The following is a 24,135-nucleotide window of genomic DNA, read 5'->3' on the forward strand; positions in this document are numbered from 1 at the left end:
CCCACAATTGCAATGTGTTTGTCAGCAAGCGAGAGTTGGCCTAACGTCGGCGTTATCTGCCGTCCTGCGACACAAGGCCCATCAATGACGTCCAACGGACAACTTTCCCTCGAGCGCTCGATTCCCGCACTGACGGCCTTACCGCGCCCATTGTTCGCCCGCGCCGAAAGCCTCAGCGCCGGCTCATGGACACCGCCCCATCGCCACGACTGGGTGCAGTTTTCCTACGCCATCAGCGGCGTTCTCGGTGTCCATACCGCCGAGGGCAGCTTCTTCGCGCCGCCGCAGTGGGGCATCTGGATTCCGGCCGATCTGGAACACCAGGTAGTGACCTCGACGCGCGCTGAAATGCGCAGCCTGTATGTGCGTCGCGAGGATTGCGAGTGGGCGGACGGCCGTTGCCGGGTGCTGGAAGTGACGCCGCTGGCCCGGGAACTGATCAAGAGTTTTTGCCTGCTGCCGGTGGAGTACCCACAAGGCGAGAGCCAGGAAGCGCGGCTAGTGAATGTGCTGCTGGATCAGTTGGCGAATCTGCCGGAGGTGGCGTTCTCGCTACCGTTGCCTCGGCATGAGCGGTTGCTGGGGTTGTGCAACGAGTTGATCGAAAACCCTGAACAGAACGTGACGTTGCAGGCGTGGGCGGGGCGGTTGGGCACATCGGAGAAAACCCTGATGCGCTTGTTTCAGCGTGAAACCGGGTTGAGCTTTCGCGGCTGGCGCCAGCGTGCGCGGCTGCTATCGTCGCTGAGTTTGCTGGAGGAGGGCGATAGCGTGACCAATGCGGCGCTGGCCTGTGGGTATGACTCGACGTCGGCGTTTATTGCGGCGTTCAAGGGGTTGTTCGGGTTTACCCCGGGAGAATTGTTTCGGCAGTGATCGTTCCCACGCTCCGCGTGGGAATGCAGCCCGGGACGCTCCGCGTCCCTTTCAAAGCCGAACGCAGAGCGTCCGTTGAGGCATTCCCACGCGGAGCGTGGGAACGATCACCTTAGGTCCTGAACCGTCGAACCAGCCCATCCAGCTCATTCGACAACCCGGCCAGGCTCTGGGAATCCAGTCGTGCCGAGTTCGCCAGTTCCGCCACCAACTGCGCATCACCATGAATCTGGCTGATGTGCCGATTGATGTCTTCCGCCACCTGATGCTGTTCCTCTGCGGCGGTCGCAATCTGCGTGTTCATATCGCGAATCACATCCACCGACTCACGAATCAACCCGAAACTGCTGCGGGCTTCACCAATGCGGGTGACCGACTGCTGCGACACTTCCAGGCTCGCATGCATCTGCTGCGTGACCTGGCTGGTGCGTTTGGCGAGGTTGCCGAGTAAACCGTCGATCTCGGCAGTCGAGTCAGCAGTACGTTTCGCCAGTGCCCGGACTTCATCGGCCACCACCGCAAAGCCACGACCCTGTTCACCGGCCCGTGCCGCTTCAATCGCCGCGTTCAGCGCCAGCAGGTTGGTCTGTTCGGCGATGGAGCGAATGGTCCCGAGAATCGACTGAATGTCATTGCTATCGCGTTCCAGTTGCTGCATCGACTGGGCCGACGATTCGATTTCCTGGCTCAAGCGATCGACGCTGGTGACCGCGGCATCGATCTGCTGTTGACCTTCGCGGGCCTGACGCTGGCCGCTGTCGGCCGATTCGGCAGCCTGGCTGCACGAGCGGGCGACTTCGTTGGCGGTGGCGACCATTTCGTGGAACGCCGTGGACACCATGTCCACCGCCTCGCGCTGACGCCCGGCGGCTTCGGCCATGTCGCTGGAAACCCGGGTCGAGCTCTGGGAGGTGGCGAGGATTTTGTTTGCGGCGCCGCCGATGCTTTGAATCAGGTTGCGAATCGCCGACAGGAACTGGTTGAACCAGTTGGCCAATTGCGCGGTTTCGTCGCTGCCACGGATTTCCAGGTTCTTCGTCAGGTCGCCTTCACCCTGGGCGATGCCTTCCAGACCACTGGCCACGCTGCGGATCGGCCGTACGATAAGGCTGGCGAAACTGGCGCCGACGATGGCAAAGAACACCGCCAGTACGGCGGCGATGATTGCGATCAGCCAGGTCAGTTGGGTGGCCGAGCTCATCACGTCGGTTTGCTTGATCAGGCCGATAAAGGTCCAGCCCAGTTGCTCCGACGGCCAAACATTGGCCATGTAGCGCTCGCCATTCAGCTCCACTTCCACCAGGCCTTTGCCGGCCTTGGCCAGTTGCGCATAGCCTTCGCCGAGGCTGCTCAGGGCCTTGAAGTTGTGCTCCGGCTGCTTCGGATCGACCAGCACGGTGCCGCTGTTTTCCAGCAGCATCAGGTAGCCGGTTTCGCCGAGCTTGATCTGTTTAACGATTTCGGTGAGCTGCTTGAGCGTCACGTCGATGCTGACCACGCCACCGTTGCTGCCCAACTTGTTATCGATGGTGCGCACGGTGCTGACGTAGGTCGCATCGTCCTGGGCCCAGTAATAGGCCTCGGTGCGAAACGGTTTGCCCGGTTTGGCCTGGGCAGCTTTGTACCAGGGACGCTGGCGCGGGTCGTAGTTGTTGAGTTTTGCGTCATCCGGCCAGGACACGTAGCCGCCGGCGGCAGTGCCGACGATGGCGTAGGCGTAGGACGGATGGGTGTTACCCAAGTCCTGGAGTAGCGCGAAGACCTTTTTGTCCGTCTCGCCCTGGGGAATGCTCTCGGCGTTGGCAGCCATGTAGGTCTTGAGGGTGTCGTCGGTGTTCTTGATCAGCGGCTGAGACGCCAGGTAATCGACGTTCTGGCTGATACCGTCGAAAAACAGCTGCATGGCATTGCTGACCTGACGGATCTCGCGGCCGCTGCCGTCGACGAAATCGTCCTTGGCGTCGCTGCGCAAGTTCAGCACGACCAGGGTGGCGACCAGGATCACGGGCAAAGAGGCGATGATTGCAAACGCCCAGGTCAACTTCTGTTTGATGTTCATCCGCGCTCCAGATTTTCTTGTTGGCCCACGCAGTGCAGATGACTCGCGGATTTATTGGCAGCCGAAAACGTTGTTGATCGACTCGGTTCCTTGAGTGCGGCATCGTCTTTTTAGTCAGGACGATTGTCGGACAAATCCTTTTCTCTCTGAGGACTTCGGCTGAAAAAAGGGGAAATTGAGGCCCTTTGAGAAAAATCTGACAAATAGGAGGAATCCAGATGTCAGCTTCTGTCGTAAATGCCCTCGCATCCCTTCGCCAACAAGTGCCGGCGGCTCGGCTATGATCTCCAGCGGTCGTTGATTGGCGCAGGATTTACCGGATAAATTCGGCACATTGTGTGCTTCTGCAATGTTCATAGGTCGGCAACCCCTCCCCGAGGCGCGAGGATTGCCGTATAACGAATGACTTTCGCGTGTTTGGTAATAAAGGACCCACAATAAAAGCTGATGAAGACTCCAAAACGCATTGAACCCCTGATCGAGGACGGTCTGGTCGACGAGGTGCTGCGCCCACTCATGAGTGGTAAAGAAGCAGCTGTTTATGTGGTGCGCTGCGGTAACGAGCTACGTTGCGCGAAGGTCTACAAGGAGGCGAACAAACGCAGTTTCCGCCAGGCGGCCGAGTATCAGGAAGGTCGCAAGGTACGCAACAGCCGACAGGCTCGGGCGATGGCCAAGGGCTCCAAGTTCGGCAAGAAAGAAACCGAGGACGCCTGGCAGAACGCCGAAGTGGCGGCCCTGTTTCGTCTGGCCGGTGCCGGGGTGCGAGTGCCCAAGCCGTACGACTTCCTTGAAGGCGTATTGCTCATGGAGCTGGTGGCCGATGAATACGGCGATGCCGCGCCGCGTCTGAACGACGTGGTGCTGGAGCCGGACCAGGCCCGTGAATACCACACGTTCCTGATCTCCCAGATCGTGCTGATGTTGTGTACCGGTCTGGTGCACGGTGACCTCTCGGAGTTCAACGTGCTGTTGACCCCGACCGGTCCGGTGATCATCGACTTGCCGCAAGCGGTCGACGCGGCGGGTAACAACCACGCGTTCACCATGCTGGAGCGGGACGTGGGCAACATGGCGTCCTACTTCGGGCGGTTTGCGCCGGAATTGAAAAAGACCAAGTACGCCAAGGAAATGTGGGCGCTCTACGAAGCTGGCACCCTGCACCCGGCGAGCATCCTGACCGGCGAGTTCGACGAACCGGAAGAGTTGGCCGATGTTGGCGGCGTCATCCGCGAAATCGAAGCGGCACGCCTGGATGAAGAGCGCAAGCAAGCGGTACGCGCGGCTGATGACGCGCCACCGGGCAAAACCGAAGAACCGCCTCCACCGTGGATGTAGTGATCGGTTAAAGAAAAACCCGGTTTAGGCCGGGTTTTTTTGCAGGACACGCAATACCGCGTAGGAGCTGCCGAAGGCGGCGATCTTTTGATCTTGTTTTTAAAGGCAGAATCAAAAGATCGCCGCCTTCGGCTGCTCCTACGGGATCTAAAACACCTCTCACACTCAAGGATTGATTGTGAACATCCATTCCACCCGCAACGCCCACCTGATCATCACCGCCCGCCTGATCTCCGACTTCGGCGCATTCCTCAACATGGTCGCCCTGGCCACTTATGTCTATGTCCTCAGCAACAGCGCCATGAGCGTGGCGATCTTCCTCGCCAGCCGCGTGGCCGGGGGGATTTTTGCCAGTCTGATCGGCACCCCGTTTTATCGTCGTGTGGCTGGACGCCTGCCGCTGATCGCCTTCGATTTATTGCGCGCGGGTGTGCTCGGTTTGCTGCTGATTCTGCCGGTGACCCAGCAAGCCTTGCTGCTGCCGGTGATTGCCTTCGGCCTGGGTTTTGGCAATTCGATGTTCGCCATCGGCCTCAACAGCCAGTTACCGAACCTGATCGACCGCGAGCACCTGCTCAAGACCAATGCCTGGATCACCTCGGCGGCGTCCATTGCGATGGTCGCCGGCAGTCTGGTGGCGGGACTGGTGGTGGCGGCATTTGGCTTTGAAGCGGTGTTCGCGCTGAACGTGGTTACTTATCTGCTGGCGGCGTTGTTGATTGTGCCGTTGCGTTTTCGCGCGGCAGCGCCGAATGCTGAATCAGCCAGCGAGCGTGGGGAATGGTCGGCGCTGCTGCAAGGTTTGCGCAGCGCTCCAGTATTGGCGGCGATGCTCGCAGTGGCCATGGCGGATACCTTGGGCAGCGCGGCGCACAACGTCGGTTTCCCGATCATCTCGCGGCTGCTGACCCCGGAATCGGCCAGCACCACGCTGGGGCTGATGCTGGCGGTCTGGGCCAGCGGCAAACTCATCGGTGCGCGGATTGCCAGTCGGCTCAAAGGCTCGGACAACATCAACCTGGAGCGGCGCTTTTTCTATGGCGTGTTGTTGATGTCCTGCGGCTTCATTCTGATGTTCCAGCAGCAGACGCTGTACGGTTTGCTGCTGTTCTCGTTGCCGGCCGGGTTAGGCGATGGGTTTTCCGAAGTCGGTTTGATGTCGCGCCTGCAACGGGAACCGGATCACCTGCGCCTGCCGATCTTCAGCTTCCTGACCCTGCTGCAAATGACCGGGTTCGGCATCGGCATGCTGATCGCCGCGCCGTTCTATGCCTGGTGGACGCCCGGCGCGGTGGTGCTGTTGTTCCACGGCATTCCCCTCACCACGTTGGCGGTTCTGAAGGGCTTATCCCTCAGGCGCGGGCAGGTTCGGCGCAGCAACCCGACGCCAGCTCCTTGAGGATCGGACAGTCCGGGCGGTGGTCGCCCTGGCAGTGCTCGACCAGATCCTGCAATGTGTCACGCAACTGGCCGAGCTCGCGGATCTTCTGGTTCAGCTCGTCGATGTGCTGACGGGCCAGGGCCTTCACATCGGCGCTGGCCCGTTGGCGGTCCTGCCAGAGGGTCAGCAACTTGCCGACCTCTTCCAGGGAAAAACCCAGATCCCGGGAGCGCTTGATGAACGCTAATGTGTGCAGGTCGTCATCGCCATAAACCCGGTAGCCACTGTCGGTGCGATGCGCGGCCTTGAGCAAGCCGATGGACTCGTAATAACGGATCATCTTCGCGCTCAGGCCGCTGTGGCGGGCCGCTTGGCCGATGTTCATCGGTTGTCCTCCAGATCCTTGGGTTTCCAGGTTTTCAACAGTAGCGCATTGCTCACCACGCTGACGCTCGAAAGCGCCATCGCCGCGCCGGCCAGCACCGGGTTGAGGAAGCCGAACGCCGCCAGCGGAATGCCGATCAGGTTATAGACGAAGGCCCAGAACAGGTTCTGGCGGATCTTCGCGTAGGTCTTGCGGCTGATCTCTAGCGCCGCCGGCACCAGCCGAGGATCGCCGCGCATCAGGGTGATCCCGGCGGCGTGCATCGCCACATCGGTGCCGCCGCCCATGGCGATGCCGATATCTGCTGCGGCCAGGGCCGGGGCATCGTTGATGCCGTCGCCGACCATCGCCACCACGCCGGTTTTCTTCAGCTCGGCGACGGTGGCGGCTTTGTCCGCCGGGAGGACTTCGGCGTGAACATCGCTGATGCCCAGCGCTTCGGCGACGACTTTGGCGCTGCCACGGTTATCGCCTGTCAGCAGGTGGCTGCTGATGTTGCGGGCGTTGAGTTGCTGCACCGCTTGCAGGGCGCCGGGTTTGAGGGTGTCGCCAAACGCGAAGAGGCCGAGGACTCGCGGTTCGGAGCTTTGCTCGATCAGCCAGGATAAGGTCCGGCCTTCGGTTTCCCAGGCTTTTGCAGAGTCGGCCAAGAAACCGGCGCTCAAGGCGCTTTCCTCTAACAGACGACGATTGCCCAGCGCCAACCGACGTCCTGCGAGGGTGCCGGCGATGCCGCGTCCGGTCAGCGATTGGCTGTCGGTGACATCGGCCACGTCCAACCCACGTTCGGCGCAGACATCCAGAACAGCCTTGGCCAACGGGTGTTCGCTGCCCCGTTGCAGCGCGCCGGCCATTTGCAGCAGCGCGGCTTCGTCACCGTCCAGTGCACTTAAATGAGCGATGCGTGGTGCGCCAGAAGTCAGGGTGCCGGTCTTGTCGAACACTACGGCACTGACTTCATGGGCGCGTTCCAGCGCTTCGGCATCCTTGATCAAAATCCCGTAGCGCGCCGCTACGCCCGTACCGGCCATGATCGCCGTCGGCGTGGCCAGGCCCAAGGCGCAAGGACAGGCAATCACCAGCACGGCGACGGCATTGATCAGCGCGGTTTCGATGGGCGCGCCGTACAGCCACCAACCGATTAACGTCGCCAAGGCGAGAACCAATACCGTCGGTACGAACACCTGGCTGACTTTATCCACCAGTTTCTGGATCGGCGCTTTCGCGGCCTGGGCGTCTTCGACCAGGCGAATGATGCGCGCCAATACAGTTTCCGCGCCAAGGGCCAAGGTGCGAACCAGCAAGCGGCCTTCGCCATTGATCGCGCCGCCGGTGACTTTGTCGCCGGGTTGTTTTGGCACCGGCAGGCTTTCGCCGCTGATCAGCGCTTCGTCGGCGTGGCTTTGGCCTTCCACCACTTCGCCGTCCACCGGGAAACGTTCGCCAGGTTTGACCATAACCAGATCATTCAGGCGCAGGGCGCTGATCGCCACATCCTGTTCGCGGCCGTCGATCACTTGAATTGCCCGTTCCGGACGCAAGGCTTCAAGCGCGCGAATGGCACTGGCGGTCTGACGTTTGGCGCGGCTTTCCAGGTATTTGCCCAGCAGCACCAGCGCGATCACTACCGCCGAGGCTTCGAAATACAGATGTGGCATGCGCCCGGCGGCGGTCGCCCATTCGTACAAACTCAAGCCATAACCGGCGCTGGTGCCTAAAGCGACGAGCAAATCCATGTTGCCGGCCCCGGCGCGCACGGCTTTCCAGGCAGCAACGTAGAAACGTGCGCCGAAGATGAATTGCACCGGTGTGGCCAGGGCAAATTGCGCCCAGGCCGGGAGCATCCAGTGCACGCCGAACGGTTGCAGCAGCATCGGCAACACCAGCGGCAAGGCCAGGGCGATGGCCGCGAGCAAGATCCAGCGCTCACGCTGCAGGCGAGTTTGTTGATTGTCGGTGGGGTGTTCGACTTCCCAGACGCTGGCGCCGTAGCCGGCCTTGGTGACGGCAGCGATTAAGGTTTGCGGATCGATCTGGCCGAGCAATTCGAGGTGGGCGCGTTCGTTGGCCAGGTTGACGCTGACGCTCTTGACTCCCGGTACCTTGGTCAACGCCCGTTCGACCCGGCCGACGCAGGACGCGCAGGTCATGCCGTCGATGCTCAATTCCAGACTTTGCTGCGGCACGCTGTAGCCGGCCTGCTGCACCGCGTCCATCAAGGCCGGCAGGCTATCGCTGGGGGCCTGGATGCGCGCCTGTTCCGTGGCGAGGTTGACGCTGACTGCCGTGGCGCCGATGACTTTGCTCAAGGCACGCTCGACACGGCCGGCGCAACTGGCGCAGGTCATGCCGGCAATCGGCAGATCGAAAGTGGTGGATTCGGACATCGGTCACGCTCCCTGTAGAAAGTGCCTACAGGATCAACCTTGCCATGCGGGCAAGGTCAAGCGCCATGTCGCAGATCAAAGGATCGCCGCATGATCGCATGATCGTTCCCACGCTCCGCGTGGGAATGCAGCCCGGGACGCTCTGCGTCCCAAAAGCCGAACGCGGAGCGTCCGTTGAGGCATTCCCACGCAGAGCGTGGGAACGATCAGGTGGGGATCAGTATTCGAGGGCAGCGGGTTTCAGGTACATCCCTTCCTGCGTCATCGCAATCCGGAACTTCAACACATCCCCGGCCTTGAGCGTGATGTTCTGCGAGCCCGGCGCCAGCATCCCTGCGTTGCAGCCCGGCGCCTGGCCCGGCAGCAGTTTCAGGCGCAGGGACACATTGCCCGGCGGCAGGTTGAACGAGGTGCTCTGTTCCTGGAACAGCCGCGCCGACAATTGATCCTGAATGTACACGCCGATCTCGCAGGAGGTCGCGACTTCCAGGCGCTCGCGGGAAATGATCAGTACGCCGTAATCTTCACCGGCGGCATTGGCCGAGGGCAGGGCGGCGAAAAGGCTGAGGAAGCCAAACAGGCTGAGAGCTGACCAGCGCATGGCTGAATCTCCTGAGGTCGGGTCATTGATGAACGCAGCTTGGCCGAGCGCGACGCCGATTGCCAGCCCGGCAGTTTGTTTCAGAACTTGACCTTGCCATGGTGGCAAGCTCGAGACTGCCCGCAGTGTTATTAAAAAGCCTCACTCAAGGAGTCATTCCATGCAAGTGTTCAATGTTGAAGGCATGTCCTGCGGTCACTGCGTCAAGGCCATTACGCAAGCCCTGCAAGCCAAGGACCCGGCGGCCAGTGTGCGGGTGGATCTGGCGGCAAAGGAAGTCGGTGTTGAAAGCGCGCTGACGGCAGAGCAAGTGATTGCCGTCATCACTGAAGAAGGCTACGACGCCAAAGTCGCCTGAAACGCTGCGCTTCTGCTTCTGTAGGAGCAAAGCTTGCTCGCGAAGAGGCCGGCACATTCAACATCAATGTCGCCTGACACGCCGCCATCGCGAGCAAGCTTTGCTCCTACAGAAGCGGATGTGCGTTTATCCATCGGTTTTTAATAGTTAGCGACCTATCGGAATGTTCAAGGCGTCCTCACGCGGCTAGACTGTCGAGCTGCCGACCCACGCCCAACTGGATGCCTGATGAACTTCCGTACCATTCTGATTCTTGGTGCCCTGACCGCTTTCGGTCCGCTGGCGATCGATTTCTACTTGCCGGCGTTCCCGTCTATCGCACAGTCGTTCGGCACCGACGAAAAACACGTGCAAATGACGCTCGCCGCGTATTTCCTCGGCTTGTCCATTGGTCAGTTGCTCTACGGTCCGGTGGCGGATCGTTTCGGGCGGCGTATTCCGTTGCTCACGGGGGTCGGCTTGTTCACCGCAGCGTCCTTGGCCTGTGCCTTTGCGCCGAACCTGGAATGGCTGATGGGCGCGCGATTCGTCCAGGCACTGGGCGGTTGCGCGGGGATGGTGATCTCCCGGGCGGTGGTCAGCGATAAATGCGATGCGGTGGGCTCGGCGAAAGTCTTTTCGCAACTGATGCTGGTGATGGGCCTGGCGCCGATCCTGGCACCGATGCTCGGCGGACTGTTAGTCAACACCACCGGCTGGCAGTCGATCTTCCTCGTGCTCACTGGGTTCAGCGCTCTGGCCGCCCTGGCCGTGGCCCTCGGGTTGCCGGAAAGCTTGCCGGACTATGTGCCGCGTCAACCGTTGAAGGGGGCATTGCGTCAGTACGGTCGATTGTTGGCCGATCCGGTCTACCTCGGCCACGCCCTGACCGGCGGTCTCGCCGTCGCTGGGATGTTTGCCTACATCTCCGGTTCGCCGTTTGTCTTCATCAAGCTTTACGGCGTGCCGGCCGAGCATTTCGGCTGGCTGTTCGGCACCAACGCGGCGGGGTTCATTCTGGTGGCGCAGGTCAACGCGCGACTGTTGGCCAAGCGTGGGCCGGCATTCCTGCTGGCGCGCACGGTCTGGATTTATCTGGGCGCAGGCCTGACGTTACTCGCCGTCAGCTCAATGCACACCGAACAGCTATGGCCGCTGCTGATTCCATTGTTTATCTGTATTGCCAGCCTCGGTTGCATCCTCCCCAACGCCTCGGCCTGCGCCATGAACGGGCAGGGCGCTCGCGCCGGCAGTGCGTCGGCGCTGCTTGGGTGCCTGCAATTCAGCATCGCCGCCGGGGCGGCATCGCTGGTGGGGTTTTTGCACGATGGCAGCGCCATGCCGATGGCCATGGTCATCAGCCTGTGCGGAATTCTGGTGGTGAGCGTGGCGATGCTCACCCGGCGTTTGCAAAATGCCCGGGCGCTGGCCCAAGCCGAGGCGTGAAGACTGACTCAGCCAGCGGCACGTTGCTGGCGGTCGGGTATTTGATGAGGGGCGTGTAGTCGCGCTTCAAGGGTGCGGGTGAAAGCGCGAGCTTCAGCTTCGCTGCGGAACGTGACGGCGTGTTGGTCGAGACGGACTAGCCACTGGGATGTTGCCACTTCTTTTATCAGGATCTTCATTGCTGACCTCCTTAAGTAAAAGATTGCGTCGCAGAGGTCTCGATTGTAGACCCGAATACGATCGCAATTGTGACAACGCTCAACTCTCTGACTGACGGTGCATAACGTCAAAAGATCGCAGCCTTCGGCACCTCCTACAGAAGCCTGCGGTCTCTTGATTTGGGTTGTCAGAACCCTTCCAGCACAATCTTGCCCTTGGACTTGCCGCTTTCCAGCAGTTCATGGGCGCGGCGCAGGTTGGCCGCGTTAATGCTGCCGTAGTGCTCGCCCACCGTGGTTTTCAAGGTTCCGGCGTCGATCAGCTCCGCGACGCGGTTGAGCAGTTTGTGTTGCTCGATCATGTCAGCTGTCTCGAACAGCGAGCGGGTGTACATGAACTCCCAGTGCAACGAAATACTCTTGCGCTTGAGCTTGGTCACGTCCAGCGCCTTCGGATCATCGATCAGCGCCAGTTTGCCCTGGGGCGCCAAGGCCTCGACCAGTTGATCCAGATGCTCATCAGTCTGGGTCAGGCTGGCGACGTGGGTCACCTGCGCAACGCCCGCACGCTTAAGTTCTTCGCTCAGCGGCTGGCTGTGATCGATCACCAGATCCGCCCCCAGTTCACGCACCCAGCTCTGGGTTTGCGGACGCGAAGCGGTGCCGATGACCTTCAGCCCGGTGAGCTGGCTGGCCAGTTGAGTCAGGATCGAACCCACACCGCCGGCCGCACCAACGATCAGCAAGCTCTGGCCTTCATCGGTTTTGCCTTCGCGCACTTGCAGGCGTTCGAACAGCAATTCCCACGCGGTGATCGCAGTCAGTGGCAATGCAGCCGCTTCGGCAAAGCCGAGGGTTTTCGGCATATGGCCGACAATCCGCTCGTCTACTACATGCAATTCGCTGTTGCCGCCGGCACGGGCGATGGAGCCGGCGTAAAACACCTTGTCGCCGGCCTTGAACAGCGTCACGTCGTTACCAACGGCCTTGACCACACCGGCCACGTCCCAGCCCAGCACTTTCGCCGCGCCGCCTTCAGGCTGGACGTTCTGCCGGACTTTGGCGTCCACCGGGTTGACCGAGATCGCTTTGACCTCTACCAGCAGGTCGCGCGGACCGGCGACCGGTTCTGGCAGTTCGATGTCTTGCAGGGATTTGGCGTCGCTGATTGGCAGGGAGGCGTAGTAGGCAATGGCTTTCATTGAGGGCTCCGAAAAAGTAATAAAGGAAGGAATCAGGCGAGGGTGCGCAGACGCTTGAGCTCGAAGTGTTCGAGAAAATCACCGGCCTTGGCGCGGAAGTTCTGGATGTGGGCGCTGGCGTCGTGGGCTTGCAGGGCCTCGTCGCTGCTCCATTGTTCGATCATGTAGAAAGCCAGTGGGTTGGCCAGGTCCTGGTGCAAATCGTATTGACCGCAACCGGCCTCGACGCGGGTCGGTTCCAGCAGCGCCCGCAGGTGTTGTTCGAGGGCGTCTTGTTGGCCGGGTTTGGCGATGAGGGTGGCAATGGCGGTAAATGGCTGGGACATGTTCGGCTCCTGAGGCTGAGTGATTTTCGATGGGGCTGATGATTGGCTATTTCCCGGCAAGATAAAACCCGCTAAAAGAGCAGTCTCTTTCAATATTTTTTTGATAATCGAGGCTGAAGATGCTGCGTTTCGATGACTTGCAGTTGTTTGTCCGGGCGGCGGACTTGGGCAGCCTGTCGGCGGCGGCACGGGTGATGGACATGTCGGCGGCGGTGGCCAGCGCGGCGCTCAAGCGCATCGAACAGCAACTCGGCGCCCGATTGCTGGCGCGCTCCACCCGCAGCCTGCGCCTGACCGCCGAAGGCGAAGGCTTTCTGGAGTACGCCCGGGCAGCCCTGAGCAATCTGGACGAGGGCCGCCGTCTGTTGGCCAGCGGTCAGGATCAGGTCAGCGGAATCTTGCAACTGTCGGCACCTTCGGATTTCGGTCGCAACCTGCTGCTGCCGTGGCTGGATGAATTCCAGCGTGAGCACCCGAAGTTGACCGTGCGTTTATTGCTGGGAGATCGCATCGCCGACCTGTTTCGCCAACCGGTGGACATCGCCCTGCGTTACGGCGAACCGGAGGATTCAAGCCTGGTAGCGCTGCCCATTGCCCCGCAGAACCGCCGTGTCCTCTGCGCATCACCTGCTTACCTGGCCCGGCACGGCGAGCCCCGCCAACTGGAGCAACTGGCGCAGCACAATTGTCTGCTGTTCATGCTCGGCAGCCGGGTTCACGACCGCTGGAGTTTCCACGATGGCAAGCGCGAAGTCGGTCTGACGGTCAGTGGCGACCGCTTCAGCGATGACGCCGATGTGGTGCGCCTGTGGGCCGTGGCGGGTGCCGGTATCGCGTACAAGTCCTGGCTCGATGTGGGCGCCGATGTGTTGGCCGGTCGCTTGAAAGTGCTGTTGCCGGAGTTGCTCTGCGAGCGCGCACCGCTGAATTTGCTGTGCGCTCATCGCGCGCAATTGAGTAAGCCGGTGAACCTTTTGCGGGAAATGCTCGCCAGCCGATGCGCACAATTGAGTAGTCAATTTCCAGCGTTATCGGGCGCTGATCATTAGTCGCAGGCAAATAGCGAAATTTCTGTCAGGAACTATCACCACCCACGCCCTCCCAAGGGCAGGAACCGGCGGTCAACCCGCTTATACTAGCGCCCGCCTCATGCCTGCACCGTCGAACCGGCCCGGACGCGTTCACCTTGCAGTCGTCCTTGCCCGGGAGTCGGCCCGGGTTGTTCGACAGAGCGCGTTGTGGGGGTGGCTTGCCTGACTCGGTTCATGGCGGTTTTCGCGTCTTGGCCGACGACACATTACTGGTCAAGATGTCTCTGAGCAGTAGACGAAATGATTCAACAGGGAGTGAATACATGGAACATGCACCTTGCATCAGCCAGATCGCCACGCTGCTGGCTGACCCCAAGCGCAGCGCAATGATGTGGGCCTTGATGGATGGCTCGGCACGGCAAACCGAAGAGCTGGCCTTGCTGGCCGGGCTGTCGCCGTCTTCGGCCAGTGCACACCTGGGGCGTTTAGCCGCCGGAGGTCTGTTGAAAGTCGAAGAGCGCGGACGAAAAAGGTTCTTCCGCCTGGCGGCGCCCGAAGTCGGCGCGGCGGTAGAGGCGCTGGCCAGTGCGACCCTGGCCAGCAAGCCGCGGGACATTCCAGAGACGATCAAACGCGGCAACCTTCTGGGCAAGCGCCCGGCAGCACCGTCGTCGCTGTTGCAGGCGCGGCTGTGCGATGACCATTTGGGTGGCACGTTGGCGGCGGACCTGTACCAGCGTTTGCTGGATGCCGGCTGGATCGAGCAGTTCGATCAGCGAGTCGTCGTCACCCATAAAGGCTCTACGCAACTGGCCAACCGAGGGGTGTTTATCCAGGCCCTGGCCCACCGCAACGGGCAAGTCGCCTGTGCCTGCCCCGACTGGAGCGAGCGCCGTCCGCACCTGGGAGGCTCATTGGGCGCGGCGTTGTTGCAGTTGTTCATGCAGTCCGGCTGGTTAACCCTGCCCAATGATTCGCGGGCCTTGCAGATCACTGCGGCCGGGCAGCGTGAAGTTCACCGCTTCGCCAGGGAGTCCGAGCTGGAAATGGCGTTGTAGACGCTTCGAGACCGACGTCTGAGGTCGCGGGCGTCGTTCAGGGTTGCGGCCAGGTCGCATCCAGCAATAACCCACAACCGCTATCGCGCACACTCGATCCGGGGACTTTCGGATGGGGGGATGCGGCATGGAAATACCAGGATTCAGCGCAGCAGAACGATTGGAGCGGCTGCCCATCAGCGGTTATCACCGCATCATTTTCATCATTATTGCCTTGGCGTTTTTCTTCGATTCCATGGACTTGGCGATGATGACTTTCCTGTTGGGGTCGATCAAGACCGAGTTCGGCCTGAGCAGCGCCCAGGCCGGGTTGCTGGCCAGTTCGAGCTTCTTCGGCATGGTGCTGGGGGCATCGCTGTCCGGGATGCTGGCCGACCGCTTTGGCCGTAAACCGGTGTTCCAGTGGAGCATCGTGTTGTGGGGGCTCGCCAGTTACCTGTGCTCCACTGCGCAGACTGTGGAAACCCTGACGTTGTTTCGCATCCTGTTGGGAATCGGCATGGGCATGGAGTTTCCCATTGCTCAGTCGATGCTCTCGGAGCTGATTCCGGCCAAGGGGCGCGGGCGCTATATCGCGTTGATGGACGGGTTCTGGCCACTCGGTTTCGTCGCGGCCGGGGTGCTGTCGTACTTCTTGCTGCCGGTGATCGGTTGGCGCGACATCTTCCTGGTGTTAGCGGTGCCGGCAGTGTTTGTCCTGGCGATTCGTTTTTTCATTCCCGAGTCACCGCGCTGGCTCGAACAGGCTGGCAAACATGAGGCGGCGGACAAGGTGTTGCTGCGCATTGAGGAGCGGGTCCGCGCGTCGCTGGGGCGTTCAGAGTTACCCGCGCCGATTCGCTTGCCGCGAGTGGCGAGTACGCCGGGTAACTTTTTTTCCGCGTTGCGGCAGATCTGGTCGCCGCTGTACCGCCAGCGCACGATGATGATCTGGAGCGTCTGGTTCTTCGCCTTGCTTGGCTTCTACGGCCTGACGTCGTGGCTCAGCGCCTTGCTGCAACAGTCGGGGTTTGCCGTGACCCAGTCGGTGTATTACACGGTGCTGATTTCCCTCGGCGGGATTCCCGGTTTCCTCATGGCCGCTTGGCTGGTGGAGCGCTGGGGACGTAAACCGGTGTGCATCGTGACGCTGCTGGGCGGCGGGGTGATGGCGTTTCTCTACGGCCAGAGTGCGGTGTTTGGCGGCAACGTCGGACTGTTGATCACCTCGGGCTTGCTGATGCAGTTCTTCCTGTTCGGCATGTGGGCGGTGCTCTATACCTACACGCCAGAGTTGTACCCGACTTCGGCGCGGGCCACGGGCTCGGGGTTTGCCTCGGCGATCGGGCGCGTCGGTTCGCTACTCGGGCCATTGGTGACCGGACTGGTGTTCCCGATTACCGGGCAGGGCGGGGTGTTTGCCTTGGGGGCGATGTGCTTTGCGATTGCCGCGGCGGTGGTGTGGTTGTTCGGGATGGAGACGCGGGGCAAGACGCTTGAAGAGTTAACCGAGCCGGTTGCGCAATGATCGTTCCCACGCTCCGCGTGGGAACGATCATTGCGGTGACCTTAAGGTTTAACCAGCCGCGCATCCAGGCTGTTCTGCGCCAAACGCTTGGCCTGATCCTGGGTCATGCCCAGATCGGTGTGCAGCGCGTGGAAGTTCTCGGTGACATAACCGCCGAAGTACGCCGGGTCATCGGAGTTCACCGTCACTTTCACGCCACGTTCAAGCATGTCTAGGATGTTGTGCTGGGACATGTGATCGAACACGCAGAGCTTGGTGTTGGACAACGGGCACACAGTCAACGGGATCTGCTCGTCGATGATCCGCTGCATCAAGCGCTCGTCTTCGATGGCGCGCACGCCATGGTCGATACGCTGGATTTTCAGCAGGTCGATGGCTTCCCAGATGTACTCCGGTGGGCCTTCTTCACCAGCGTGGGCGACGGTCAGGAAGCCTTCGTGGCGGGCACGATCAAACACGCGCTGGAACTTGCTCGGCGGGTGACCCATCTCCGAACTGTCCAGGCCAACGGCCACAAACGCATCACGGAACGGCAGCGCCTGGTCGAGGGTTTTCTGCGCTTCGTCTTCGCTCAAGTGGCGCAGGAAGCTCAGGATCAGACCGCTGGTGATGCCCAGTTGCTGCTCGCCATCCTTGAGTGCGGCAGCGATGCCGTTGAGCACCACTTCGAACGGCACGCCACGGTCGGTGTGGGTCTGCGGGTCGAAGAACGGTTCGGTGTGAATCACGTTCTGCGCCTTGCAACGCAACAGGTAGGCCCAGGTCAGGTCGTAGAAATCCTGAGAGGTGCGCAACACGTCGGCGCCCTTGTAGTACAGGTCGAGAAATTCCTGCAGGTTGTTGAAGGCGTAGGCCTTGCGCAGGGTTTCGACGTCGTCCCACGGCAGGGCGATCTTGTTGCGTTCGGCCAAGGCGAACAGCAACTCGGGCTCCAGCGAGCCTTCCAGGTGCAAGTGCAGTTCTGCCTTGGGCAGGGCGTTCAGCCAGTCGTACATGTTCGAATTCTCATCAGGTGCAATGACGGCATTCTACAGATGCTCGCTGCAACAATTGGTAAAACCTGACCAGACGGTTGATCAAACCGCTTGCGGTTCCCGGCGATAGGCGTAGGTATCGGCGAAGCGCGACAGCAGGAATTCGGCGCAGGTGGTGGCCGGATATTTCGCCGGATGCAGTTCATCCTGGCAACCGGGCAGGCATTCGATGGGCGTGTCCGGGTGCGGCTCGGCGAAAAATGGCATCGAGTAACGGTCTACGCCCAACGGGCTGATGACCCGATGCGGTGTCGACAGGTAACGGTCGTTGCTCCAGCGCGCCATCATGTCGCCGAGGTTGACCACGAAGGTACCTTCGATGGGCGGGGCGTCGATCCATTCGCCGTTTACGTTGCGCACTTGCAGGCCACCGGCGGCGTCCTGATACAACAGGGTGATGCAGCCGTAATCGGTGTGGGCGCCGGCGCCTTGTTGCTCTTCGGAACTGGCGGTGTGACGTGGCGGGTAATGAATCATCCGCAGCACGCTAACCGGCTCGTTGAAGCGTGTGTCGAAGAAGTCCCGCTCAATGCCGAGGGCCATCGTCATGGCCCGCAACAGGGTTTGGGCGAGGGCCTGCATATCGAGGTAATGCTGCTCCATCAGCGCTTCCCAACCGGGCATCGACGGATGGCGATTGGGGCCGCGCAGCGGTTTTTCTGCCAGCACTTCAGGGTGATCGGCGGGCAGGTGCAATCCCATGTCGAAAGTTTCTTTCAGATCGCTGGGTTTGCTCGGGTCCAGTTGCTCGGTGGCGATGGCGCCGTAACCGCGATGGTGTCGGGTCTGGGTGATGTCGATCTTGAGTTTTTCGGCGACTGGCAGGGCGAAGAAGCGTTGGGCGTGGTCGAGCACGGCGTCGATGCGGGCGGCGCTGATCGGGTGGCCCTTGATGTAGAAAAAGCCCCAGTCGCGGCAGGCGCGGTCGATTTGTGTGGCGACGGATTGCCAGGCCTGTGCGTCGTCGGTGTAGAGCGGGCTGATGTCGATGATCGGGAGTTGGTTCATTTTGCAGTCTCTATAACGATCGTTCCCACGCTCCGCGTGGGAATGCAGCCCGGGACGCTCTGCGTCCCAGAAAGCGGACGCGGAGCGTCCATTGAGGCATTCCCACGCAGAGCGTGGGAACGATCGGTCAGCGTAGGAACGATCAGGAAGGTGGATTACTTCGGAATCTCGGCCTTCATGCCTTCCACGTAATAATTCATCGACGCCAGTTCCGCATTGCTCGGCGTCGCCCCCGCCGGGATCTTCTCGACACCGGCCTGGTCCTTGATCGGCCCGGTAAACGGATGCAGCGTACCGCTCTTGATATCGGCAATGATCTGCTCCGCTTCTGCTTTCACCGGCGCCGGCACCAGGTCGCTGATCGGCAGTTCAACCGTGCCTTCCTTCAAACCGCCCCAGTAATCCTGGGATTTCCAGGTGTGGTCGAGCACGCTTTGGGTCGCTTGAATGTAGTGCGGGCCCCAGTCGTTGACGATGGAGGTCAGCACCGCTTTCGGCCCGAAGTGCTGCATGTCCGAAGCGTAGCCCACGGCATACACGCCGCGCCGCTCGGCAGCCTGGATCGGCGCCGGACTGTCGGTGTGCTGGAACACCACGTCCACGCCCTGGTCGATCAGCGCGTTGGCGGCATCGGCTTCCTTGCCCGGGTCGAACCACGAGTTGACCCACACCACTTTGATCTCTGTGCCGGGGTTGTACTTGTTCAGGGCCAGTTGAATGGCGTTGATGTCGCGGATCACTTCCGGGATCGGGAACGAGGCGACGTAGCCGATTTTCTTGGTCTTGGTCATCTTCGCCGCGAGGAAGCCGCCGACGTAGCGCCCTTCATACGTACGCGCCAGGTAGGTGCCAAGGTTCTTGTCCTGCTTGTAGCCGGTGGCGTGCTCGAAGGTCACTTTGGGAAATTGCTTGGCGACTTTCAGGGTCGGGTTCATGTAGCCGAAGGACGTGGTGAAGATCAGGTCGTAGTTGTCCTTGGCCATGTTACGGATCACCCGCTCGGCGTCGGCACCTTCGGCGACGTTTTCCACGTAGTTGGTGGTGATCTGCGGACCAAACTTTTCGGCCAGCGCCTTGCGTCCCTGTTCATGCTGATACGTCCAGCCGTGGTCACCGATCGGGCCGATATAGACGAAGCCGACTTTCAGCGGGTCGGCGGCACTGGCGGTCAGGCTGGCGCTCAGACCGACAGCCGCTGCAACGGCGCACAGCAGCTTCTTCAACGGACGTTTATGCATGAACTCGAACTCCATTTTGTTTTGAGGTTGGCGAGTGCAATGCAAATTGCTGACCAACAGGACAACAAAATCAAAAGATCGCAGCCTTCGGCAGCGCCTACATGAGTTCGCGTACCCCTGTAGGAGCTGCCGAAGGCTGCGATCTTTTCAATATCAGAACCAACCCAGTGCAACTGACCGGACTCACGCCATCCACTGGTGCGCTAAGGTGTAACGAAACGTTAGCGCCGCCCCGCAGTCAGTAGCTCATCACCCTGTTTACGCTCCACTGTGCAAAAGGCCCGCAATGCTCACACACCTCAAGCAAGAAAGTTTCCTGCTGCTGGCCGTTCTTGCCGCCGCCATCGTCTACCCGCTGGAGCACTGGATGCTGCACAGCGGCCAGCCCGTCGCGTTGGCCGCTGGCCTGGTGCTGATCGCCTTCATCGTCGCGGCGTCCATGCGCGTGGCCCATCACGCCGAACTGCTGGCTGAGAAAGTCGGCGACCCCTACGGCACGATGATCCTGACCCTGGCTGCGGTGCTGGTGGAAGTGGTGATCCTGGCGATCATGATGAGCAACGAAGCCTCACCCACCTTGGTGCGCGACACGATTTATTCGGCGGTGATGCTCGACATCAACGGCATCCTCGGCCTGGCCGCGTTGATGGGCGGAATCAAGCATGGCGAACAGTCCTACAACGACGATTCGGCACGCAGTTACAGCGTGATGATCCTCACCGCCATGGGCGTTTCCATGGTCGTGCCGGAGTTCATTCCCGAAGCCAACTGGAAGATTTATTCGGCGTTCACCATCGGTGCGATGGTCGTGCTCTACACCTTGTTCCTGCGCATGCAGGTCGGGCCGCACAGCTATTTCTTCAGCTACAGCTACCCGGAAAAACGCCGCAAGAAAATCCCGGAAGAAGAACCTGATCCGGTCAACGTGCCGCTCAGTATCGCGACACTGGTATTTGGCGTGGTGGTGATCGGCGCACTGGCCGAAGTGATGTCCAAGACCCTCGATCTGGGCCTGGAAGGCACAGGCGCGCCGCCCGTCATCACGGCAATCCTGGTGGCCGCGATCTCTGCAGCACCGGAGATCCTGACCGCGTTGCGCGCAGCCCTGGCCAATCGCATGCAGTCAGTGGTCAACATCGCCATGGGCGCGTCGTTGTCGACGGTCATCCTGACCGTGCCGGTGATGGAGGCGATGGCGCTCTATACGGGCCAGCCGTTTCAGATGGCGATGACGCCGGTGCAGACGGTGATGATTTTCCTGACGTTGATCGTCAGTGCGATCAACCTCAATGATGGGGAGACCAATGCCATTGAGGGCATGACGCACTTTGTGTTGTTTGCGACGTTTATCATGTTGTCGTTGTTGGGCCTTTGATCGTTCCCACGCTCTGCGTGGGAATGCAGCCCGGGACGCTCCGCGTCCCAAAGCGGACGCAGAACGTCCAATGAGGCATTCCCACGCAGAGCGTGGGAACGATCGGGCGGTGTTGTGTCAGACGCCAGCAATCAACTGCCGAGCCGCCTGGCTGTGATCAGCAATCAACCCCTTCAGATCCAACCCTTCAACCTGCCCATCAATCACCCGCCACTTGCCGCCGATCATCACCCGGTCCGCACGATCCGCGCCGCACAGCAACAACGCCGACACCGGGTCATGGCTACCGGAGAACCGCAGTTCATCCAGCTTGAACAGCGCCAGATCCGCCTGCTTGCCCACCGCCAGTTCACCGATATCGGTGCGCCCGAGCAAACTCGCCGAACCCTTGGTCGCCCAGCCCAGCACCAGTTCTGGCGTGATCTTCTCGGCGCCATAGCGCAGGCGCTGGATGTACAGCGCCTGACGGGTTTCGAGCATCATGTTCGACGCATCGTTGGACGCCGAACCGTCCACACCCAGACCGAGCAACGCGCCAGCGGCGGTCAGGTCCAGCGTCGGGCAGATGCCGGATGCCAGGCGCATGTTCGAGCTTGGGCAATGGCAGATACCGGTGCCAGCCGCGCCGAGGCGGGCGATTTCGTCCGGGTTGAAATGGATGCCGTGGGCCAGCCAGGTACGCGGGCCGAGCCAGCCGACGCTGTCCAGGTAATCGACGGTGCGTAGGCCGAAGCGTTGCAGGCAGAAATCTTCTTCGTCGAGGGTTTCGGCGAGGTGAGTGTGCAGGCGCACGTCGAGTTTATTCGCCAGTTCGGCGCTGGCTGACATGATTTCCGGGGTCACCGAGAACGGCGAGCACGGCGCCAGGGCGATCTGGATTTGCGCGCCGTCGCCACGCTCGTGGTACGCGGCGATCAAGCGCTGGCTGTCGTCGAGAATCACTTCACCTTGCTGCACGGTTTGCTGCGGCGGCAGGCCACCGTCCTTTTCGCCGAGGCTCATGGAACCGCGGGTCAGCATGGCGCGCATGCCCAGTTCGCGAACGCTTTCGACTTGCACGTCGATCGCGTTTTCCAGGCCTTCGGGAAACAGGTAATGGTGGTCGGCCGCCGTGGTGCAGCCAGAGAGCAGCAATTCAGCCAACGCGACTTTAGTGGCGAGGGCGAGTTTTTCCGGGGTCAGGCGCGCCCAGACCGGGTACAGGGTTTTCAGCCACGGGAACAACGGCTGATTGACCACCGGCGCCCAGGCGCGGGTCAGGGTTTGGTAGAAATGGTGATGGGTGTTGATCAGGCCGGGCAGGATCACATGCTCGCGGGCATCGAACACGTGTCCGCAGGGCGCGGACGGTTGCTGGCCAGCGGCAAGCAGTTCGACGATCACACCGTCTTGCACCACCAGGCCGCCACGGGCATCGAGGCCATTGGCAGTGAAGATTGCGAGGGGGTTTTTTAACCAGGTACGGGTCGCAGGCATGTTGGCCGGCTCCTCTGAAAGTGGGTTCAGGTTAGCCAGCTCAGTGATTACCCTGTCTGCTGATCCAGGGTCGTCGCGGGGGACGAGGTGCGGAGTTTCAAACAAAAGTGCGTTGTGGGCAAGCTTCGTCCGACAGGACAACACAAATCCCCTGTAGGAGCTGCCGCAGGCTGCGATCTTTTGATTTTGATCTTTTCTGGATAGCTGAAAAACAAGATCAAAAGATCGCAGCCTGCGGCAGCTCTACGGGGGAAGGCGCAGTGGTTACCAGGGAATCGTTTCACCCTTGTAGTTCACGAAGTGATGCCCGCCCTTGCCGGTGTAGGCGTTCACCTGATCCACCAAACCACGGGTGCTGGTTTCCACATCGATGTCGGCACCTTCACCGCCCATGTCAGTCTTCACCCAGCCCGGATGCAGCGACAACACGGTGAGTTTCTGCTCGCCCAGCTGCGTCACGAAGCTATTAGTCATCGAGTTCAGCGCCGCTTTACTGGCCTTGTACAACGCCAGTTCCGGCGCGTCCGGCATGGTCACGCTGCCGAGCACCGAACTCATGAATGCCAGCACGCCGCTGCCGTCGCGAATCTGCCCGACGAAACGCTGGGCCAGGTTGATTGGTGCCACAGCGTTGGTGAAAAACAGTTGCCCGACTTCGGCCAGTGTCGCGCCACCTGGCGTCTGCACGTCCGGCCCCTTGACCCCGGCATTCACGAACAGCAGGTCAAACATTTCGCCCTTGAGTTGTTGGCTCAGCGCGATGACGGCTTGCTGATCATCCATGTCGAGCTTTTCAACCCGTACCTTGCCCAGCGCTTGCAGCGCCTCGGCGTTTTGCGGGTTGCGCACGGTGGCGGTGACTTGCCAGCCGTCGGCCAGCAGGGTTTTCACCAGGCCGAGGCCCAGGCCCCGGGAGGCGCCGATGATGAGCGCGGTTTTTGCCGTGGACATGAGTGGCTTCCTTGATAAGTGAGGATCATGGATTCAAAGGACAACGCTGACCGAGCCTTTGCTGCAACTCATTGCGCAATGCGCCGAGTTCGTCCATTCGGGTTTCGATCAGTTTGAGTTTGTCTTGCAGCAATTGCGTGACGGCACTGTCCGGGTCGGGCGACTGCCACAACGCGGCGACGCTGTTGCCAATCTCGCCGAGGGTAAAGCCCAGTCGCTGAGCGGTCTTGATGTACAGCACCAGCTGCACCATGTCCGCCGGGTAGTCGCGATAACCGTTGGCGCTGCGTTGCGCCGCGATCAACCCGCGTTGCTCATAGAAGCGCAGCGTGTCGCGGCTGACGGCGCTGGCCTGGGCTAATTCACCGATGCGCATCAGGGTGTCTCGAAGGGGCTTGACCCTGGAGCATACTCCAGGCTTTAGCCTTGTTGCTCCTTGAATTTATGGAGCAACGCCAATGTGGACTTCAACGCAATATCGCCGAGTGGTAAGAGGCGGTGCCTGGTATGACTTGATCGTGACGGCGGCGTTTGTTACGCCGTGGAGTTTTGCTTTGCTCCATGGTGCGTTGTCGGGTTTGAGTCAGGCGTTGGATTTGCCGGGTGAGTTGCCGGCATTTGAGCCGATGCACATGTTGATGGCGAATTTGCTGGGGTCGATTGTTTGTGTGTGGGCGGTGTTGCGGATTCGGGATCCGCAGCAGGTATTTGGGCGGTATGACGCTGTTGGAAGATTCCTGTTTTCGGCTTGGCAGCTGTATGCCTTGGTGCATGGCGCCAGTTCGTTGTTGGCGATTTTCTTGTTCTTTGAATTGGCGTGGGGCGTGGCTCAGGTGTTGCCAGTGCGGACGCCTTCGCGGGCAAGCCTCGCTCCTACAGGTTTTGCGTCGGGTCCAAATGGGATGAACACGCAATGACCCGTAGGAGCGAGGCTTGCCCGCGAAGAGGCCGGACCTGCTAA

The 24,135-nt window shown here is 60.8% G+C and carries 23 protein-coding genes and 1 pseudogene; 10 read left to right on the forward strand and 14 right to left on the reverse strand.

Annotation, left to right across the window (positions count from 1 at the left end; translation table 11 throughout):
• The first annotated feature begins 84 nt into the window (after positions 1-84).
• Positions 85-876, forward strand: a complete 792-nt coding sequence (locus ACA071_RS03505; RefSeq protein ID WP_497643149.1) for an AraC family transcriptional regulator — start codon at positions 85-87, stop codon at positions 874-876.
• A 112-nt stretch (positions 877-988) separates the two neighbouring features.
• On the opposite strand, the gene ACA071_RS03510 is transcribed toward ACA071_RS03505, so the two are convergent.
• Positions 989-1,756 (reverse strand): methyl-accepting chemotaxis protein, encoded by a 768-nt coding sequence (locus ACA071_RS03510; protein WP_497645264.1) that lies wholly within the window; start codon positions 1,754-1,756, stop codon positions 989-991.
• Positions 1,757-1,846: 90 nt separating this feature from the next.
• A pseudogene (locus tag ACA071_RS03515) lies at positions 1,847-2,935 on the reverse strand (cache domain-containing protein); the annotation flags it as partial.
• A gap of 447 nt (positions 2,936-3,382) precedes the next feature.
• On the opposite strand from ACA071_RS03515, the gene ACA071_RS03520 reads away from it, so the two are divergent.
• Both ACA071_RS03520 and ACA071_RS03525 read left to right on the forward strand, forming a co-directional pair.
• Positions 3,383-4,273: a PA4780 family RIO1-like protein kinase gene (locus ACA071_RS03520; RefSeq protein ID WP_497643151.1), complete on the forward strand. Its 891-nt coding sequence runs from the start codon at positions 3,383-3,385 to the stop codon at positions 4,271-4,273.
• A 184-nt stretch (positions 4,274-4,457) separates the two neighbouring features.
• Positions 4,458-5,672: an MFS transporter gene (locus tag ACA071_RS03525; protein WP_497645265.1), complete on the forward strand. Its 1,215-nt coding sequence runs from the start codon at positions 4,458-4,460 to the stop codon at positions 5,670-5,672.
• Here the strand turns inward: ACA071_RS03525 and cueR are convergent.
• The 3 genes from cueR to ACA071_RS03540 form a co-directional block, all read right to left on the reverse strand.
• Positions 5,626-6,039: a Cu(I)-responsive transcriptional regulator gene (cueR, locus tag ACA071_RS03530; protein WP_090175934.1), complete on the reverse strand. Its 414-nt coding sequence runs from the start codon at positions 6,037-6,039 to the stop codon at positions 5,626-5,628. The genes ACA071_RS03525 and cueR overlap by 47 nt on opposite strands.
• A complete protein-coding gene (locus ACA071_RS03535) occupies positions 6,036-8,426 on the reverse strand; it encodes a heavy metal translocating P-type ATPase (RefSeq protein ID WP_497643152.1) in 2,391 nt (796 codons plus the stop codon). The genes cueR and ACA071_RS03535 overlap by 4 nt, the downstream gene beginning before the upstream one ends.
• A gap of 217 nt (positions 8,427-8,643) precedes the next feature.
• Complete coding sequence (locus ACA071_RS03540; RefSeq protein WP_054043980.1) at positions 8,644-9,027, reverse strand: hypothetical protein; 384 nt, start codon at positions 9,025-9,027, stop codon at positions 8,644-8,646.
• Positions 9,028-9,187: 160 nt separating this feature from the next.
• Here ACA071_RS03540 and ACA071_RS03545 point away from each other — a divergent pair, with 160 nt between their 5' ends.
• A complete protein-coding gene (locus tag ACA071_RS03545; protein WP_497643153.1) occupies positions 9,188-9,385 on the forward strand; it encodes a heavy-metal-associated domain-containing protein in 198 nt (65 codons plus the stop codon).
• A 228-nt stretch (positions 9,386-9,613) separates the two neighbouring features.
• Positions 9,614-10,810 carry a multidrug effflux MFS transporter gene (locus tag ACA071_RS03550; RefSeq protein ID WP_497643154.1) on the forward strand — a complete coding sequence of 399 codons (1,197 nt, stop codon included), beginning with the start codon at positions 9,614-9,616 and terminating at the stop codon, positions 10,808-10,810.
• 8 nt (positions 10,811-10,818) lie between these two features.
• Here ACA071_RS03550 and ACA071_RS03555 read toward each other — a convergent pair whose 3' ends face one another.
• The 3 genes from ACA071_RS03555 to ACA071_RS03565 form a co-directional block, all read right to left on the reverse strand.
• Positions 10,819-10,989, reverse strand: coding sequence for a hypothetical protein (locus ACA071_RS03555; RefSeq protein ID WP_497643155.1), 171 nt, complete (start codon positions 10,987-10,989; stop codon positions 10,819-10,821).
• Positions 10,990-11,156: 167 nt separating this feature from the next.
• Positions 11,157-12,170 (reverse strand): zinc-binding alcohol dehydrogenase family protein, encoded by a 1,014-nt coding sequence (locus tag ACA071_RS03560; RefSeq protein WP_497643156.1) that lies wholly within the window; start codon positions 12,168-12,170, stop codon positions 11,157-11,159.
• A gap of 32 nt (positions 12,171-12,202) precedes the next feature.
• Positions 12,203-12,496 carry a putative quinol monooxygenase gene (locus ACA071_RS03565; RefSeq protein ID WP_497643157.1) on the reverse strand — a complete coding sequence of 98 codons (294 nt, stop codon included), beginning with the start codon at positions 12,494-12,496 and terminating at the stop codon, positions 12,203-12,205.
• A gap of 119 nt (positions 12,497-12,615) precedes the next feature.
• On the opposite strand from ACA071_RS03565, the gene vimR reads away from it, so the two are divergent.
• From vimR to ACA071_RS03580, 3 genes are all read left to right on the forward strand, one after another.
• Complete coding sequence (gene vimR / locus ACA071_RS03570) at positions 12,616-13,545, forward strand: transcription regulator VimR (RefSeq protein ID WP_497643159.1); 930 nt, start codon at positions 12,616-12,618, stop codon at positions 13,543-13,545.
• 305 nt (positions 13,546-13,850) lie between these two features.
• Positions 13,851-14,585, forward strand: coding sequence for an ArsR/SmtB family transcription factor (locus ACA071_RS03575; RefSeq protein ID WP_497643161.1), 735 nt, complete (start codon positions 13,851-13,853; stop codon positions 14,583-14,585).
• A 127-nt stretch (positions 14,586-14,712) separates the two neighbouring features.
• The gene (locus ACA071_RS03580; protein ID WP_497643162.1) at positions 14,713-16,092 is read left to right on the forward strand and encodes an MFS transporter; all 1,380 of its coding nucleotides are present in this window, start codon (positions 14,713-14,715) and stop codon (positions 16,090-16,092) included.
• 41 nt (positions 16,093-16,133) lie between these two features.
• On the opposite strand, the gene ACA071_RS03585 is transcribed toward ACA071_RS03580, so the two are convergent.
• The 3 genes from ACA071_RS03585 to ACA071_RS03595 form a co-directional block, all read right to left on the reverse strand.
• The gene (locus tag ACA071_RS03585; RefSeq protein ID WP_290027856.1) at positions 16,134-17,087 is read right to left on the reverse strand and encodes an adenosine deaminase; all 954 of its coding nucleotides are present in this window, start codon (positions 17,085-17,087) and stop codon (positions 16,134-16,136) included.
• A gap of 81 nt (positions 17,088-17,168) precedes the next feature.
• Positions 17,169-18,134 (reverse strand): 2-oxoglutarate and iron-dependent oxygenase domain-containing protein, encoded by a 966-nt coding sequence (locus tag ACA071_RS03590; RefSeq protein ID WP_497643163.1) that lies wholly within the window; start codon positions 18,132-18,134, stop codon positions 17,169-17,171.
• 155 nt (positions 18,135-18,289) lie between these two features.
• On the reverse strand, positions 18,290-19,372 hold the full coding sequence (locus ACA071_RS03595) for a BMP family ABC transporter substrate-binding protein (RefSeq protein WP_497643164.1): 1,083 nt from the start codon (positions 19,370-19,372) through the stop codon (positions 18,290-18,292).
• Between the two features lie 286 nt (positions 19,373-19,658).
• Between ACA071_RS03595 and ACA071_RS03600 the strand changes: the two genes are divergently transcribed.
• Positions 19,659-20,747 carry a calcium:cation antiporter gene (locus tag ACA071_RS03600; protein ID WP_497643165.1) on the forward strand — a complete coding sequence of 363 codons (1,089 nt, stop codon included), beginning with the start codon at positions 19,659-19,661 and terminating at the stop codon, positions 20,745-20,747.
• Between the two features lie 117 nt (positions 20,748-20,864).
• Here ACA071_RS03600 and ACA071_RS03605 read toward each other — a convergent pair whose 3' ends face one another.
• The 3 genes from ACA071_RS03605 to ACA071_RS03615 all read right to left on the reverse strand — a co-directional run bounded on the left by ACA071_RS03605 (position 20,865) and on the right by ACA071_RS03615 (position 23,550).
• A complete protein-coding gene (locus tag ACA071_RS03605; RefSeq protein WP_497643167.1) occupies positions 20,865-22,223 on the reverse strand; it encodes an 8-oxoguanine deaminase in 1,359 nt (452 codons plus the stop codon).
• A gap of 264 nt (positions 22,224-22,487) precedes the next feature.
• On the reverse strand, positions 22,488-23,174 hold the full coding sequence (locus ACA071_RS03610) for an SDR family oxidoreductase (RefSeq protein ID WP_497643168.1): 687 nt from the start codon (positions 23,172-23,174) through the stop codon (positions 22,488-22,490).
• A 25-nt stretch (positions 23,175-23,199) separates the two neighbouring features.
• Entirely contained in the window at positions 23,200-23,550 is a 351-nt protein-coding gene (locus ACA071_RS03615; RefSeq protein WP_123402752.1) for a MerR family transcriptional regulator, read from the reverse strand.
• Positions 23,551-23,632: 82 nt separating this feature from the next.
• On the opposite strand from ACA071_RS03615, the gene ACA071_RS03620 reads away from it, so the two are divergent.
• Positions 23,633-24,091 (forward strand): hypothetical protein, encoded by a 459-nt coding sequence (locus ACA071_RS03620; protein WP_497643169.1) that lies wholly within the window; start codon positions 23,633-23,635, stop codon positions 24,089-24,091.
• Positions 24,092-24,135: the final 44 nt, after the last annotated feature.

This window comes from Pseudomonas sp. LBUM1646, from assembly GCF_059716165.1.